Origin of the sequence: Hydrogenophaga sp. RAC07 (assembly GCF_001713375.1) — a bacterium.
GTDB lineage: Bacteria > Pseudomonadota > Gammaproteobacteria > Burkholderiales > Burkholderiaceae_C > Hydrogenophaga.
Genome location: NZ_CP016449.1, coordinates 1,357,828 through 1,374,060 on the forward strand (window position 1 = coordinate 1,357,828; position 16,233 = coordinate 1,374,060).

Annotated in this window: 13 protein-coding genes; 11 read left to right on the forward strand and 2 right to left on the reverse strand. The window is 66.6% G+C overall.

Features of this window, described 5'->3' with window-relative positions:
• Positions 1–108: 108 nt before the first annotated feature.
• Positions 109–1,578 carry a transcriptional regulator PpsR gene (gene ppsR, locus BSY239_RS06345; protein WP_083239837.1) on the reverse strand — a complete coding sequence of 490 codons (1,470 nt, stop codon included), beginning with the start codon at positions 1,576–1,578 and terminating at the stop codon, positions 109–111.
• A 48-nt stretch (positions 1,579–1,626) separates the two neighbouring features.
• Positions 1,627–2,574: a cobalamin B12-binding domain-containing protein gene (locus tag BSY239_RS06350; protein ID WP_083239838.1), complete on the reverse strand. Its 948-nt coding sequence runs from the start codon at positions 2,572–2,574 to the stop codon at positions 1,627–1,629.
• A 315-nt stretch (positions 2,575–2,889) separates the two neighbouring features.
• Between BSY239_RS06350 and bchF the strand changes: the two genes are divergently transcribed.
• The 11 genes from bchF (at position 2,890) to acsF (ending at position 16,218) form a co-directional block, all read left to right on the forward strand.
• Positions 2,890–3,405, forward strand: coding sequence for a 2-vinyl bacteriochlorophyllide hydratase (bchF, locus tag BSY239_RS06355; RefSeq protein ID WP_069046103.1), 516 nt, complete (start codon positions 2,890–2,892; stop codon positions 3,403–3,405).
• The gene (locus BSY239_RS06360) at positions 3,402–4,688 is read left to right on the forward strand and encodes a ferredoxin:protochlorophyllide reductase (ATP-dependent) subunit N (RefSeq protein WP_156775425.1); all 1,287 of its coding nucleotides are present in this window, start codon (positions 3,402–3,404) and stop codon (positions 4,686–4,688) included. Before bchF ends, BSY239_RS06360 begins: the two co-directional genes overlap by 4 nt.
• 21 nt (positions 4,689–4,709) lie before the next feature.
• A complete protein-coding gene (gene bchB, locus BSY239_RS06365) occupies positions 4,710–6,278 on the forward strand; it encodes a ferredoxin:protochlorophyllide reductase (ATP-dependent) subunit B (protein ID WP_069046104.1) in 1,569 nt (522 codons plus the stop codon).
• A complete protein-coding gene (locus tag BSY239_RS06370) occupies positions 6,250–10,041 on the forward strand; it encodes a magnesium chelatase subunit H (protein WP_083239839.1) in 3,792 nt (1,263 codons plus the stop codon). Before bchB ends, BSY239_RS06370 begins: the two co-directional genes overlap by 29 nt.
• Positions 10,038–10,958 (forward strand): ferredoxin:protochlorophyllide reductase (ATP-dependent) iron-sulfur ATP-binding protein, encoded by a 921-nt coding sequence (bchL, locus tag BSY239_RS06375; protein WP_069046106.1) that lies wholly within the window; start codon positions 10,038–10,040, stop codon positions 10,956–10,958. Before BSY239_RS06370 ends, bchL begins: the two co-directional genes overlap by 4 nt.
• Positions 10,959–10,972: 14 nt before the next feature.
• Complete coding sequence (bchM, locus tag BSY239_RS06380) at positions 10,973–11,686, forward strand: magnesium protoporphyrin IX methyltransferase (RefSeq protein WP_069046107.1); 714 nt, start codon at positions 10,973–10,975, stop codon at positions 11,684–11,686.
• Positions 11,683–13,107 carry a BCD family MFS transporter gene (locus tag BSY239_RS06385; protein ID WP_236944144.1) on the forward strand — a complete coding sequence of 475 codons (1,425 nt, stop codon included), beginning with the start codon at positions 11,683–11,685 and terminating at the stop codon, positions 13,105–13,107. Before bchM ends, BSY239_RS06385 begins: the two co-directional genes overlap by 4 nt.
• 64 nt (positions 13,108–13,171) lie before the next feature.
• Positions 13,172–13,930 carry a photosynthetic reaction center subunit H gene (gene puhA / locus BSY239_RS06390; RefSeq protein WP_069046108.1) on the forward strand — a complete coding sequence of 253 codons (759 nt, stop codon included), beginning with the start codon at positions 13,172–13,174 and terminating at the stop codon, positions 13,928–13,930.
• The gene (gene puhB, locus BSY239_RS06395; RefSeq protein ID WP_069046109.1) at positions 13,927–14,598 is read left to right on the forward strand and encodes a photosynthetic complex putative assembly protein PuhB; all 672 of its coding nucleotides are present in this window, start codon (positions 13,927–13,929) and stop codon (positions 14,596–14,598) included. The genes puhA and puhB overlap by 4 nt, the downstream gene beginning before the upstream one ends.
• Positions 14,599–14,618: 20 nt before the next feature.
• On the forward strand, positions 14,619–15,077 hold the full coding sequence (puhC, locus tag BSY239_RS06400; protein WP_069046110.1) for a photosynthetic complex assembly protein PuhC: 459 nt from the start codon (positions 14,619–14,621) through the stop codon (positions 15,075–15,077).
• Between the two features lie 25 nt (positions 15,078–15,102).
• Positions 15,103–16,218, forward strand: coding sequence for a magnesium-protoporphyrin IX monomethyl ester (oxidative) cyclase (gene acsF / locus BSY239_RS06405; protein ID WP_236944145.1), 1,116 nt, complete (start codon positions 15,103–15,105; stop codon positions 16,216–16,218).
• The last annotated feature ends 15 nt before the right edge of the window (positions 16,219–16,233 follow it).

The following is a 16,233-nucleotide window of genomic DNA, read 5'->3' on the forward strand; positions in this document are numbered from 1 at the left end:
TTCACCCAGGGGCAGCGCGGATCCGGCTCCGCCGGTCCCAGCTGCCGCCCCCCTCCCGCCGAAGGCGAGAGAGGGGGGAGCCGCAAAGCGGCGCGGGGGGTGAACCCCTCAATGCGTGTCTTCGCTCACGCCTTCGAGGATGCCGAAGCGGCGCAGCTTGATGTAGAGGCTCTGGCGGGAGAGGCCCAGCATCTCGGCAGCCGAAGCGCGGTTGTCGCCGGTGAGCTCGAGCGCGGCCTCGATGCAGAGCTGTTCGATCAGGTCGGTGGTCTCGCGCACGATGTCCTTGAGCGGGAGGCGGCCCACCAGCTCGGTCATCTGGCTGGCCGAGCGCGGCAGCTCTTTGCTGGCGCGGGTCTCGGTGCCCAGGCGCCGGCCCACGTCGCGGATGGTGAAACCCAGGCAACGTTGTGAACCCGCGTTCACCGCCACGGCCGAGATTTCCACCTCGGAGGTGGAGCCGTATTCGCCGCGCAGCTGCGTGGCAAACAGGCGCACGCTGCCGTGCTGGCGCAGGTTGGTGAGCAGCACCCGGAAATCCACGCCGGTGCGGCCCAGCCATTTTTCAAGCACCTCGCCACGCGCCTGGTCTTCACTGCCGAGCTGGCCGAGTTCGAGAAAGGCGCGGTTGGCACTCAGGATGCGGCCGTCCAGATCGGTGACCACCAGCGCGTCGGGCGCGCTTTCCATCACCTGCAGCAGCTGGCGCTTGCTGGCCGACAGACTTGGTGCGGCCATGCCCATGGGGCGCGTGAAGCGCAGCAGGAAGTGCAGGGTGTTCTCCTGCCGGAACTGCGAGGCCGCCACGACCATGTCCTGGTTGGAGTCGACCAGACGGATCGTGCAAGGGTCGGCGCGGCCGCTGGCGCGCAGGCGGTCCAGCATTTCGCGCACCGCCGTCTGGCTGGCTTCATCCAGGCTGCTGAGCAGGGTCCAGCCGGGCAGGCGGGACGGCTCGCCAAACAGCTCGTGGGCGGCCGGGTTGGCTTCTTCGAGCTTGTCGATCGAGCCTTCAAGGATGAGCACCGGCTCCGAGGCCATCTGGAACAGCAGCCGGTAGCGTGTTTCGACCTGGCGCAGGCGCCAGTAGTCGCGTTCCATGGACTGCTGGGCCGTGACCAGACGCTGCTGCAGCGCCACCTGGCCGCGCAGGTCGCGACCAAACGCCACGCTGTGCGAGACCTCGTCGGCCTTGCCTTGGGTTTTGCGATGCACCTGCACCACCGAGTACGACAAAGGCAGATCTGCCCGGTCGCTCATGGGGTGGTTCACATGGCGCCAGCGGACGTTGTCGGCGCCGGCCTTGTCGTTGTGGCCCAGCAGGTCTTCGATCTTGGGCTTGCTCTCGACCGTGACTGTTTGCGACCAGGGCTTGCCGATCCATTCGTGGCAGCCCAGACCCATCATGTCCTTGCCCATCAGGGCCAGGTCCCGGATCACGCCGTCGTTGTCCAGGATGAGCACCACGTCCGCAGAGGCCGTCACCAACTCCGCAGCGGCGTCCGCGTCCAGACCGGCGAGGAACGGGTCTGCCTTGTCAAACGGTCTGTGGACATAGGCCTGTGACGCCTGCGACATGGTTGACTTTCGTGGTTCTAGCAAAATCACTATGGAGGTGAACGGGCTTCAAACCTGAATTCGCGCGAGTCTGTCGGCCAGCAATTTTTCAGCCAGGGCCGGTGCAGCTGGGCCATCGGTGATGATGGCATCGGCGGGGATTTGAGGGCCGAACTCCGGGTGCAAACCAAAGATTGCACCGCCCGCGATTATAGAGACGCCGGGGTTGAGGCTTTTCCTGCGGACCTGGTTCATGGCTTCGCTGAGTCGCTCGATGCCGGTCTCGCATGCCAGCGAAAAACCCACCACGTCGTACCAGTCTTTCTGCACCATTGCGGGCGCACCATCCGACGCCACAAAACTGGTGACCACCTCCCAGCCGGCGCGGTGGAAAAACTCGCCCACCAGGGACAGGCCGAAGGTGTGCTGCTCGCCGGGGCAGGGGATGAGCAGCACCCTGCGCGCCTCCACCGGGGCGCCGTCGCGGTTGAACTGGGTGAAAGCCGCGCTGTTTTCCCGCAGCAGTTGCTGCAAGCGGCCCAAGGCCACGGTGACTTCGGTGAAGCTGCACAGATCGCGTTCCCACAGCTCGCCCAGGTAACGGGCCACGGGGGCCAGCAGATCCAGGAACAAGGATTCGGTGGCCACGCCGCGATCGCGCAAGGCCGCCACAAAACCGCGCAGGGCGGCGTCTTCCTCGTGCAGCACCAGGTCGGCAAACGGGATCACGTCTTCCGGGGAGACCTGCACGCCCTGGGACAGGGGCTGGGGCAGACCATCGCGTTGGACGCGGTGTGCCAGCATCAAGCGGGGGATGATTTCGTACTCGACCGCCTTGGCCAGCAAGACCGATCGCAAGCCGTCGTCGTTGGAAGATTCCAGGGCGTCTGTGCGCAGGAGGTCGTCGATACCCGGCGTGCCGGCGGGGTTGCAGGTGGATTCGGGCCATCCATCAAGGGGTGGCGTGCCGAAGAGCTCGGTCTCTGCGGGCGACGTCTGCCTGGAATAAGAGCCCATGTGCCTGTCTCCTGGCGCTTGCGCGCTGTGCCGATACGCAGGGGCCACGGTGCTTGCCGGAGCTGGTCTTACGAGATCAGAGATTGCTGGATGCTGTTCTACCGGGCTTCCCGGCTGTCCGGTCTGCGGGTCTGGAAGCCTGAAACGCGTTGTACTGCTGTCAATCTGGCGCGTCAAAATTTTCTTAAAGACCGTACAAAAAACTTTACCGGGGTCGACACTGAGTGTCAATTAAAAAATACGTCAAGTTAAGTTGACACAACCGGCGCGAGCATCTAAATTGGGTCCCAAGCGAGATCCATGGAGACACCACAGATGCACCCCGAACGCCAGCGGCCCCCCAGTCGCCCTCTGTACACCCCCGAAGAACGGGTGCGGCGAGACGCCACGGTGTGGACGCTGGTGCAGGGCATCCTCGCGCCGGTGCAGTTTCTGGTCTTTCTGGTCAGCCTCGGGTTGGTGCTGCGTTTCCTGGCCACCGGCGACGGCCAGACCGCCGCCACCGCCTCGGTGGTCATCAAGACGCTGACGCTCTACACCATCATGATCACCGGCTGCATCTGGGAAAAAGTGGTCTTCGGCCGCTTTCTGTTTGCGCCCGCCTTCTACTGGGAAGACGTGTTCAGCATGCTGGTGCTGGCGCTGCACACGGCTTACCTGGTGGCTTTGTTCGGTGGCTGGCTGGACGCACGCGGCCTGGCCTGGCTGGCGCTGGCGGCCTACGCCACCTACGTGGTCAATGCCGGCCAGTTCATCTACAAGCTGCGCATGGCGCGGCTGCAGAGCTCTGGCAACGCGCCCGTTGTGCACAGTTCCGGGGCGACGGCATGAGTCCGGTCATTCCCATCCAGTCGGTTTCCAGAGGCTGCGCGGACGCGCCCGTGCTCAAGGAGCGGGGCCAGCGCGAGGTGTTCTGCGGCCTCACCGGCATCATCTGGCTGCACCGCAAGATCCAGGACGCCTTTTTCCTCGTGGTCGGTTCGCGCACCTGCGCCCACCTGATCCAGAGCGCCGCCGGTGTGATGATCTTTGCCGAGCCGCGTTTTGCCACCGCCATCATCGACGAGCGCGATCTGGCCGGCCTGGCCGATTGCAACGAAGAGCTCGACCGCGTGGTCACCCGTCTGATCGAGCGCCGCCCCGAGATCAAGCTGCTGTTCCTGGTGGGCTCCTGCCCGTCCGAGGTCATCAAGCTGGATCTGTCCCGCGCTGCCTCGCGGCTTTCGGGGCGTTTTTCGCCCGACGTTCGCGTGCTCAACTACTCGGGCAGCGGCATCGAGACCACCTTCACCCAGGGTGAAGACGCCTGCCTGGCTTCGCTGGTGCCGGTGCTGCCCGCCCCGGTCGCCAACGCCCCGGCCGCGCTGATGGTGGTGGGCGCGCTGGCCGACGTGGTGGAAGACCAGTTCGCCCGCCTGTTCAAACAGCTGGGCATCGGCCCGGTGCAGTTCTTCCCGCCGCGCCAGGCCAACGAAATGCCGGCGGTCGGCCCCAACACGGTGTTTCTGCTGGCCCAGCCTTTCCTGGCCGACACGGCGGTGGCGCTGGAAGCGCGCGGCGCCACGCGGCTGCCGGCACCGTTTCCGCTGGGCGTGGAAGGCACCACCGCGTGGTTGCAGGCGGCGGCTTCGGCCTTCGGAGTTGACGCTGCCACGTTCGAGGCCGCGATCGCCCCGGCCCGCGACCGCGCCACCACCGCCGTGGCTCGTCAGCGCACGCAGCTCGCCGGCAAAAGCATCTTCTTTTTCCCCGATTCGCAGCTGGAGATCCCGCTGGCGCGTTTTCTTTCGCGTGAACTCGGCATGACGCTGGCCGAAGTCGGCACGCCGTACCTGCACCGCCAGCACATGGCCGAAGAGCTGGCCCTGCTGCCCGAAGGCACGTTCCTGAGCGAAGGCCAGCACGTCGAAAACCAGCTCGACCGCTGCCGCGCCGCCCAGCCCGACATCGTGGTGTGTGGCCTGGGCCTGGCCAATCCGCTGGAGGCCGAGGGCCTCACGACCAAGTGGGCGATCGAACTGGTGTTCACCCCCATCCAGGGCTTCGAGCAGGCGGCCGATCTGGCCGAGCTGTTCAGCCGCCCGCTGGTGCGCCGCCTGCGCCTGGCCGCCTGACCCTTCAACGGCACCCTCACCATGCAACTCACGCTCTGGACCTACGAAGGACCGCCCCATGTGGGCGCGATGCGCATCGCCACCGCGATGAAGGACGTGCACTACGTGTTGCACGCCCCGCAGGGCGACACCTACGCGGATCTGCTGTTCACCATGATCGAGCGCAACGCCAAGCGCCCGCCCGTGACCTACACCACTTTCCAGGCGCGCGACCTGGGTGGCGACACCGCCGAGCTGTTCAAGAACGCAGCGCGCGAAGCCTACGAACGCTTCAAGCCGCAGGCCATGATGGTCGGCTCCTCGTGCACCGCCGAGCTGATCCAGGACGACCCGGGTGGCCTGTGCAAGGCGCTCGATCTGCCGGTGCCGGTGGTGGCGCTGGAACTGCCGTCTTACCAGCGCAAGGAAAACTGGGGCGCGTCCGAGACCTTCTATCAGATGGTGCGCAACCTGGCCGACACCAGCCTCAAGCGCGCCCCGCGAGACGCCGGCCAGCGCGCCCGCTGCAACATCCTCGGCCCCGCCGCGCTGGGCTTTCGCCACCGCGACGACCTGCGCGAAATCTCCGGCCTGCTGCGTGAGATGGGCGTGGACATCAACGTGACCGCGCCCCTGGGCGCATCGCCAGCCGACATGGCGCGCCTGGGCGATGCCGACTTCAACGTGGTGCTCTACCCCGAGATCGCCAACGTGGCCGCCGGCTGGCTCAAGCGCACATTCGGCCAGCCGTCCACCCGCACCGTGCCGATCGGCTCGGGCGCCACGCGCGACTTCATCCACGAGGTGGCCGAGCTGGCCGGTGTGGACCCCGCCGCGGTGTTGGCCAACGCCGAAGCCCGCGCGCCCTGGTACGCCAAGTCGGTCGACTCCACCTACCTCACGAGCAAACGCGTCTTCGTGTTCGGCGACGCCACCCACGTGGTGGCCGCTGCGCGCATCGCCGCGCAAGAGATGGGCTTCACCGTGGTCGGTCTGGGCACCTACAGCCGGGAGTTCGCCCGCGAGGTGCGCGAGGCCGCTGCGCTCTACGGTGTGGAAGCGCTGATCAGCGACGACTACCTGGAAGTGGAGGCCCGCATCGCCGAGCTGCAGCCCGAGCTGGTGCTGGGCTCGCAGATGGAGCGCCACATCGCCAAGCGCCTGGGCGTGCCTTGCGCGGTGATCTCGGCGCCCGTGCACGTGCAGGACTTTCCCGCGCGCTACTCGCCGCAGATGGGTTTTGAAGGCGCCAACGTGCTGTTCGACACCTGGGTGCACCCGCTGATGATGGGCCTGGAAGAGCACCTGATCGGCATGTTCCGCGGCGACGCCGAGTTTCACGAAGACGCCGCGCCCTCGCACCTGGGCGGTGCGATGACGCCCAAGGCCGTGGTGGCACCGGTCGCACCTGTGGAGCAGGCGGCCGCGAACGAGACCCTCACGCCGCAAGAGGCCACCTGGGGCCTCGACGCCGAAAAAGAACTGCGAAAGATCCCCTTCTTCGTTCGCGGAAAAGCCAGGCGCAACACCGAGCGTTTTGCCATCGACCGAGGGGTGTCCCTGATCACCGTGGAGACGCTGTATGACGCCAAAGCTCACTATGGGCGCTAAGACCCCGACGGCCAGCAGCCCGCTGGCGGTGCGGCTGGTGGTGGTGACCATGGACACGCACCTGGCCGGTGCGATCGAGCGCGCACAGCGCACCCTGAAAAACGAGATCCCAGGGCTCACGCTCAGCCTGCACGCCGCGTCCGAGTACGCCGGCAACGACGCGGCCATCGAACGTTGCAAGGAAGACATCGCCAGCGCCGACATCGTGATCGCCGGCATGCTCTTCATGGAAGACCACTTCCTGCCCATCCTGCCCGCGCTGCAGGCGCGCCGCGACCAGTGCGACGCCATGATCTGCATGGCGTCGGCGGCCGAGGTGGTCAAGCTCACGCGACTGGGCAACTTCGACATGGCCAAGCCCGCCAGCGGCCCCATGGCCATGCTCAAGAAGCTGCGCGGCAGCAAGGAGAAAGCGGCCACCGGCGGCGCGGCGCAAATGAAGATGCTGCGCCGCATCCCGCAACTGCTGCGTTTCGTGCCCGGCACCGCGCAGGACGTGCGCGCGTACTTCATGACACTGCAGTACTGGCTGGGCGGCTCGGACGAAAACATCCTGAATCTGGTGCGCCACGTGGTGAACCGCGGCGCCGACGGCGAGCGCAGGAACCTGCGCGCACAGGTCAAGGCGCAGCCGCCGATCGAGTACCCCGAGGTCGGCGTGTACCACCCGCGCATGGCCGGTCGGCTGTCCGACAAGGTCGCAGCGCTGCCGCTCCCCGCGGTGCGTCCCACCGTGGGCACGGTCGGTGTGTTGCTGCTGCGCTCCTACCTGCTCTCGGGCAACTCGGCACATTACGACGGCGCCATCGCGGCCATGGAAGCGCGTGGCCTGCGCGTGGTGCCGGTGTTCGCCGCCGGGCTCGATGCGCGCCCTGCGATCGATGCCTTCTTCATGCAGGACGGCCGTTGCATCGTCGACGCCGTGGTCTCGCTCACCGGCTTCTCGCTCGTGGGTGGCCCGGCATACAACGACGCCAAGGCGGCCGAAGAAATCCTGGCCCGCCTCGATGTGCCTTATGTGGCCGCGCACCCGGTGGAGTTCCAGAACCTCGCGCAGTGGGGTGGCTCCGACCGCGGGCTGCTGCCGGTGGAGAGCACCATCATGGTCGCCATCCCCGAGCTCGACGGCGCCACCAGTCCCATCGTCTTCGGCGGCCGCGCCGGACCGGTGGGCGTGGCCTGCACCGGCTGCCACCACGCCTGCACTTTCACGGAGACTGACAGCGCGCAGGACATGCAGTCGTGCCCCGAACGAGCCATCATGCTGGCTTCGCGCGTGCTGCGGCTGGTGAACCTGCGCCGTAGCCAGCGCGCCCAGCGCCGCGTGGCGGTGGTCATCTTCAACTTCCCGCCCAACGCCGGCAATGTCGGCAGCGCCGCTTACCTGTCGGTGTTCGAGTCGATGTTCCACACGCTCACCGCCATGAAGGCGCAGGGCTACACGGTGGACATGCCCGAGAGCATCGACGCGCTGCGTGAGAGCGTGCTGCAAGGCAACGCCGCGCTGCACGGGGCCGACGCCAACGTGCACACACTCATCAGCGCCGACGACCACGTCAAGCGCGAGCGCTGGCTCAGCGAGATCGAGGCGCAGTGGGGCCCGGCGCCGGGCAAACAGCTGAGCAACGGCAGCGACATCCTGGTGCTCGGCAGACAGTTCGGCAACGTGCTGGTGGCGGTGCAACCCTCGTTCGGCTACGAGGGCGACCCGATGCGCCTGCTGTTCGAAAAAGGCCTGTCGCCGACCCACGCGTTCTCGGCCTTCTACCGCTACCTGCGCGAAGACTTCCATGCCCATGCCGTGCTGCACTTCGGCACCCACGGCGCGCTCGAATTCATGCCCGGAAAACAAAGCGGCATGTCGGGCAGCTGCTGGCCCGACCGCCTCATCGGCGACCTGCCCAACATCTACCTCTACGCTTCCAACAACCCCAGCGAAGGTGCGATCGCCAAGCGCCGCTCGGGCGCCACACTCATCAGCTACCTCACGCCGCCGGTGGCTCAGGCCGGTCTCTACAAGGGTCTGATCGACCTGAAGGAAGCCATCGAGCGCTGGCGCAGCCTGGAGCCCACCTCGCGGGAGCGCGTGGAGTGTGTGGCCATGCTGCAGGCGCAGGCCGCCGCACTCGATCTGGTGGACATCGAACCGGTGTGGAACGCCGAGCCCGGTGGTGACGCCGACAGCCAGGTCTTCGTGCTCGCGCAGCAGGTGCTGGAACTCGAATACACGCTGATTCCCTGCGGCCTCCATGTGACCGGCCGCGCACCCAGCGAAGCCGAGTGTGTGGACATGCTGCTGGCCATGAGCGAAGCCTGGGAAGGCCAGCGACCACCGCGCGCCACGGTGCGCGCCCTGGTCGACGGTCTCGGCGTGGAGATGGCCATGAAGGCCGGCCACATGCACAGCGACGATGTCACCTTGCTGGCCATGCAAGGTCTGGCCGACGCCGGCCGCATGCTCGCCAAGGACACCGAGGTCGACGCCATCCTGAGCGCGCTCGACGGCCGCTACATCCGCCCCGCGCCCGGTGGCGACATCCTGCGCACGCCCGAGGTGCTGCCCACCGGACGCAACCTGCACGGCTTCGACCCGTTCCGCATCCCGAGCGCCTTTGCCGTGAAAGACGGCGCCGAACAAGCACAACGCCTGCTCGACCGCCACATGCAGGAATCCAACCAGCTGCCCGAGTCGGTGGCCATGGTGCTCTGGGGCAGTGACAACCTCAAGAACGAAGGCGCACCGATTGCCCAGGCCATGGCGCTCATGGGTGCGCTGCCGCGGTTCGACAGCTACGGCCGCATCGCCGGCGCCACGCTCGTTCCGCTGGCCACACTCGGTCGCCCGCGCATCGACGTGGTGATCACGCTCTCGGGCATCTTCCGCGACCTCATGCCGCTGCAGATCCGCATGCTGGCCGAAGCCGCCTTCATGGCCGCGTCTGCCGACGAATCGGTGGAGCAGAACTGGATCCGCAAGCACGCGCTGGCCTACCAGTCCGAACATGGCTGCACGCTGGAGACGGCGTCGCTGCGCGTCTACGGCAACGCCGAAGGCGCCTACGGCTCCAACGTGAACAACCTGGTGGAAAGCAGCCGCTGGACCGGGGGCGACGAAATCGCAGAGACCTACAGCCGCCGCAAGGGTTTTGCCTACGGCCGCACCGGTCTGGCGGTGCAGCACACCGCGCTGCTGCAAAGCGCGCTGGCCGATGTGGAACTGACCTACCAGAACCTGGATTCGGTGGAACTGGGCGTGACCACGGTGGACAACTACTTCGACACGCTGGGCGGCATCACGCAGGCAGTGAAGCGGGCGCGTGGTGGTGTCACGCCGCCGGTCTACATCGGCGACCAGACCAAGGGCGACGGCGCGGTACGCAGCCTCAAGGAACAGGTGGCGCTGGAGACACGCACCCGCATGCTCAACCCCAAGTGGTACGAAGGCATGCTGGAAAGCGGCTACGAGGGCGTGCGCCAGATCGAGGTGCACGTGACCAACACCATGGGCTGGTCGGCCACCACCGGCCAGGTGCAGCCCTGGGTGTACGAACAACTCAGCCAGACCTTCATGCTCGATCCCGACATGCGCAACCGGTTGGCCAAGCTCAATCCCACGGCTTCCATGCGGGTGGCCAACCGCCTGCTGGAAGCGTCCGATCGCCAATATTGGCAACCCGATCCCGAGGTGCTTGCGGCGCTGCGCCAGGCCAGCGAAGAACTCGAAGACCGGCTCGAAGGTGTTTTTGAAGGAGCTATCGAATGATGGAAACCAGCGTTCCCCTGACCGACCTGAGGCGTGCCTCCGGCCGATCCAGCCGTGAAGACGGGGAGGGCAGCCTTCAGGTCCAGCTCGACCCCTCGCTCAAGATCGGCAATGCCAAGGTCTTTGCCATCTATGGCAAGGGCGGCATCGGCAAGAGCACCACCAGCTCCAACCTGTCGGCCGCGTTTTCCCACCTGGGCAAACGCGTGCTGCAGATCGGCTGCGACCCCAAGCACGACAGCACCTTCACCCTGACGAAGAAGATGCTGCCCACGGTGATCGACGTGCTGGAGACGGTGGACTTCCACGCCGAGGAATTGCGCGTGGAAGACTTCGTGTTCCCCGGCTACAACGGCGTGATGTGTGTCGAAGCCGGCGGCCCGCCCGCCGGCACCGGCTGTGGCGGTTACGTGGTCGGCCAGACCGTGAAACTGCTGAAGGAGCACCACCTGCTCGAAGACACCGACGTGGTGATCTTCGACGTGCTGGGCGACGTGGTGTGTGGTGGCTTCGCCGCCCCGCTGCAGCACGCCGACCGCGCGCTCATCGTCACCGCCAACGACTTCGACTCGATCTTCGCGATGAACCGCATCGTGCAGGCCATCGGTGCCAAGGCGAAGAACTACAACGTGCGCCTGGGAGGCGTGATCGCCAACCGCAGTTCGGCCACCGACCAGATCGACAAGTACAACAACCAGATCGGCCTGAAGCTCGCCGCGCACTTCCCCGACCTGGACGTGATCCGCCGCAGCCGCCTCAAGAAGAGCACCTTGTTCGAGATGGAAACCTCGCCCGAACTCGAAGCGGTGAAAAAGGAATACATGCGCCTGGCCGCGTCGCTCTGGCTGGGGGTGGAGCCGCTGGCGGCCGTGCCCATGAAGGACCGCGACATCTTCGACCTGCTCGGGTTCGACTGAGCGGAGACGGTGCGATGAAGACCTCCAACGCCAACTACATCGAGCGCCGCTCGGAGATCGAAAACTATTTCGATCGCACCGCAGCGAAAGCCTGGGAGCGCCTGACTTCCAACGCACCGGTGGGCCGCATCCGCGCCTCGGTGCGCGCCGGGCGCGACGAGATGCGCAACACGCTGCTGGGCTGGTTGCCGCAGGACATGCGCGGCCTGCGCCTGCTCGACGCCGGTTGCGGCACCGGTGCGCTGGCGCTGGAGGCCATGCAGCGCGGTGCCGAGGTGGTGGCCATCGACCTCTCGCCCACGCTGGTGCAGCTGGGCCGCGAACGCAACGCCACCCTCACACCCAACGGGCGCGGCGGCAGCATCACCTACCTCTCGGGCGACATGCTCGACGACGCGCTGGGTGAGTTCGACCACGTGGTGGCCATGGACTCGGTGATCCACTACGACACGCCCGACATTGCCAACGCCATTCAGCGACTGGCCGGGCGCACGCGCGGCAGCGTGCTCTTCACCATTGCGCCCAGCAGCCCGCTGCTGAGCGTGGCCCACGCCATGGGCCGCTTCTTCCCCCGCAGCGACCGCTCGCCCGCGCTCACCCCGGTCTCGCAGGCCCGCCTGCGCGCATTGCTGTTGCAGGGCCTGGGCGGCAGCGGCTGGACCGAGGGCCGCACCCAACGTGTCTCGGGCGGCTTCTACACCTCACAAGCCTGGGAGTGGACGCGGTGAACCTGAACCGGATGCTCTCCCCCGCCTGGGCGATGAACATCACCCGGCGGTACGCACCGTTCGCGGACGCGGCCTCCAGCGACCTGCCGCTGGGGCGCCTGCTGCGCCTGTCCATGTTCCAGCTCTCCATCGGCATCACCATCGCGCTGCTGGTGGGCACGCTCAACCGCGTGATGATCGTGGAGCTGGCCGTGCCCGCCTGGTGGGTGGCGCTCTCGGTGGCGCTGCCGCTGGTGTTTGCACCGCTGCGCGCACTCATCGGCTACCGCAGCGACACGCATCCGTCTGCGCTGGGCTTGAAGCGCATGCCCTACATGTGGATCGGCACGCTGCTCATGTTCGGCGGGCTGGCCATCATGCCGTTTGCGCTGTTGCTGCTGACCGTGAACGATGCCGGCGTGTGGGCCGGGCGCATCGGCGCGGCACTCGCTTTTCTGCTGGTGGGCGCGGGCATGCAGATCACGCAGACCGCCGGCATGGCGCTGGCCAGCGATCTGTCTCCCGAAGACAAGCGCCCGCGCGTGGTGGCCTTGCTCTACAGCACGCTGCTGGTCGGCATGATCCTGGGCAGCGCGCTGCTGGGTCTTGTGCTGATCGATTTCACGCCCACCCGCCTGGTGCAGGTGGTGCAGGGCGCTGCGGTGCTGGTGGCCTTTCTCAACATCACCTCGCTGTGGAAACAGGAGCCGCGCCAGGCCCGCCGCGGAGCGCGCGAGGCCCATGGTTTTTCGCGCAGCTGGGCCCGCCTGATGGCGATCCCCAGGATCAAACGGTTTCTTTGGACCGTGGGTCTGGGCACCGTGGCTTTCAACATGCAGGACATCATCCTGGAGCCCTACGGCGGCCAGGTGCTCGGCCTCAACGTGAGCCTCACGAGTTCGCTCACCGCCATGAGCGCCGGCGGTGCCTTGCTGGCCTTTGTGCTGTCGGCGCGCTTCATGGCGCGCGGGCTGGACACCATCCGCCTGGCGGCCATCGGTGCCTTGCTCGGCCTGCCGGCGTTTGCCTGCGTGATCTTCTCGGCGCCACTGAACTCGGCCTTGTTGTTCCAGGTGGGCGCAGCGCTCATCGGTTTCTCGGGCGGCCTGTTCTCGGTGAGCATGTTGCTCACCGCCATGGACCTGCCCGAGCGCGAACTCACCGGCCTGGTGCTGGGCGCCTGGGGGGCGGTGCAGGCCACGGCGGCCGGTTTGTCCATGGCCTTCGGCGGTGTGCTGCGCGACGTGGTGGGCAGCCTGGCCACCCATGGCTGGCTGGGCGAAGCGCTCAATTCTCCGGTCACGGGCTACAGCTTCGTGTTCCACCTCGAAATCTATCTGCTCTTCGCGGTGCTCATCGCGCTGGGCCCCCTGGTGCGCCGCTCCAAAGCGGCCGCCGAGCCCAACCCCCATCCGATTGGCCTGGCCGAATTGCCGGGTTGAAACAGCGTTGAACCAGAGTCACCGAGCGAGTCACCGAGCCAGCCCTCATTGAAGGAGAACCACCATGGATACAGGCGCAATCACCCAGTACGTCGACGTTGCACAACTCGTGCTCTACGCGTTCTGGATTTTCTTCTTCGGATTGATCTACTACCTCCAGCGTGAGAGCCACCGCGAGGGCTACCCGATGGACCCCGGCCGTGAAAACGGCCCCGTGACGCCGGGCTGGCCGACCGCCCAGCCCAAGAGCTACGAACTCGAAGACGGCCGCACCTTCTTCGCACCCGACCCGAACCGCGCCGACGGCGCCTACTCGGCCACGCCGACGCACCGCTGGGCCGGCTCGCCGCTCGATCCGGTGGGCGATCCGCTGCTGGCCGGCGTGGGCCCGGGTGCCTGGGCGGCGCGCGCCGACCATCCCGACATGACGCTCGAAGGTGAAGCCAAGATCGTGCCGCTGCGCGCTGCCGCCGGCCACGGTGTGGCCCGCCAGGACACCGATCCGCGCGGCCTGCCGGTGTATGGCGCCGACAAGGAAATCGCCGGTGTGGTGCGCGACATGTGGGTCGACAAGTCCGAAATGATGTTCCGCTACATCGAGGTCGATCTCAAGAGCGGTGGCTCGGTGCTGCTGCCGGTGAACTTCTCGCGCATCCGCAAGGACGGCGTGAGCGTGCATGCGATCCTGGCGGAGCAGTTCACCAACGTGCCCAAGACCCGCAACCCCGAGCAGGTGACGCTGCTGGAAGAGGAAAAGATCATGGCGTACTACGGCGCCGGTCTGCTCTACGCCACGCCCCAGCGCATGGAGCCGATGCTGTGAACGCGCACCACGAACACGAATTCGAAGCCGCGCCCGGCCTGCCCGAGCCGCTGCCGCAGGGCGAACGCCTGCTCTGGCAGGGCAGCCCCGACTGGCGCACCCTGGCCATCCACGCTTTCCACGTGCGCAAGCTGGCCATCTATTTCGCGGGCATGTTGTGCCTGCAGTGGCTCTATCTGCTGGGCGAGCCTGGCGGCTCGGTGCTGATGCCGCTGCTCACCAGCGCCGTGCTGGCCACGGTGGCGCTGGGCCTGCTCGCACTCACGGCCTGGTTCTCCGCGCGCACCACCGTCTACACGCTGACCGACCGCCGCATCCTCATGCGCATCGGCATCGTGCTCACGCTCACCTTCAACCTGCCGCTGCGCAAGCTGGCCGCCGCCGCCATCCGCCCGCAAGCCAGGGGCCACGGGGACATCGCGCTCACGCTCACCGGTGATGACCGCATTGCGTATCTGAACCTCTGGCCCCACGCACGGCCCTGGCTGCTCAAGCAGCCGCAGCCCAGCCTGCGCTGCGTGCCCGATGCCCGCCAGCTCGGTGAGCTGGTGCTGCAGGCCTGGACCGCGCAGAACACCGACACGCTGGCCGTTCTGGGCACCCAGGAGCAGACGCCTGCGCCTGTGCGCCAGCCCCGCGAGCGCGAGATTGCTGCCGCCACCGCCTGACCGATTTCCGGAGAGCCCCCATGAACACGCACCACCCCTCTCCCCTGGGCACCGACACCCCCTGGCCGATCTGGGCACTGGGCATCTTTCTGCTGGTGGTGCTGGCCGGCGTGACGCTGCAGATGAAGGTGTATGGCGCGGCCCCACCCGAGGCCCACGAGGCGGTGCAGTGGGAGCGCCAGCTGTCCTTCGTGGGCCAGTCCAACGGCGACATCGCGGTGCTGGATGCGGGCACGAAGCAGGAAGTGGCGCGCTTCCAGGGTGAGCAGGGCTTTCTGCGTGGCAGCCTGCGCGCGCTCAACCGCGAGCGCAAGCGCAGCGGCATGAGCCCCGACCTGCCGTTCCAGCTGACCGGCCATGTGGACGGCCGCATCACGCTGCTGGACACCGCCACCGGCCAGCGCCTGAGCCTGGAGTCTTTCGGCCCCACCAACTCTGCGGTGTTCTCGCAGCTGCAGTGGGCCAGGCCCGCTTCTTGAAGCCCAACAACACCAGGAGACAACGATGAACACCCAGACCGCCAGTCCCGAGATCGATCACGTTGCCCTGTTGATGGACACGGTGGAGAGTGCCGAAGACGCCAACGCCAAGGCGGTGAAGAGCACCGTGCTCGCGCCGCGCTTCTACACCACCGACTTCAAGGCCATGGATGCGCTCGACATCTCCAGCGTGCGAGCCGACTGGGACGTGATGATGAAGGAGTACGAGGGCGACAACAACCACGATCACTTCCAGCGCGACGCCGCGTTTGCCGAAGAAGTGCGCACCCTGATGCCGCAACTCTCGCCAGAGATGCGCCAGGAGTTTCTGGACTTCCTCATCAGTTCGCTCACCTCGGAATTCTCGGGTTGCATCCTCTACAACGAGATCCGCAAGAACGTCAGCAACCCCGACATCAAACAGCTGATGACCTACATGGCGCGCGACGAATCGCGCCATGCCGGCTTCATCAACCAGTCGCTCAAGGACTTCAACCTCGGCATCGACCTGGGCAGCTTGAAGCGCAACAAGGCCTACACCTACTTCAAGCCCAAGTACATCTTCTACGCCACCTACCTGAGCGAGAAGATCGGCTACGCGCGCTACATCACCATCTTCCGCCAGCTCGAACGCCACCCCGACAAGCGTTTCCACCCCATCTTTCGCTGGTTCGAACGCTGGTGCAACGACGAGTTTCGCCACGGCGAATCCTTCGCGCTGATCATGCGCTCGCAGCCCGGGCTGCTGCGCGGCGCCAACAAGCTCTGGATCCGGTTTTTCATCCTCGCGGTGTACGCCACCATGTACGTGCGCGACCACACGCGTCCGCTGCTGCACGAGGCCATGGGCCTGGAGTCCAGCAGCTACGACTTTGAAGTGTTCCGCATCACCAACGACATCTGCCGCCAGGTGTTCCCGGTGGAGGTCGACATCGACCACCCGGCCTTCCGCAGCGGCCTGGAGCGCCTGCTCAAGATCTCGCTGGTGGCCGATCGCGCCAAACAGCGCGGCGGGCTGCGGGGCAAGCTGCAGGCGGCCAGCTGCGCCGTGCAGGCCGCGTTCACCTTCGGCCATCTTTATTTGCTGCCGGTGAAAAAGCAGGAGCTGCCGCAGACCATTCGCATGGAACCGGTCTGGTGAATCAGACCGGCTGCC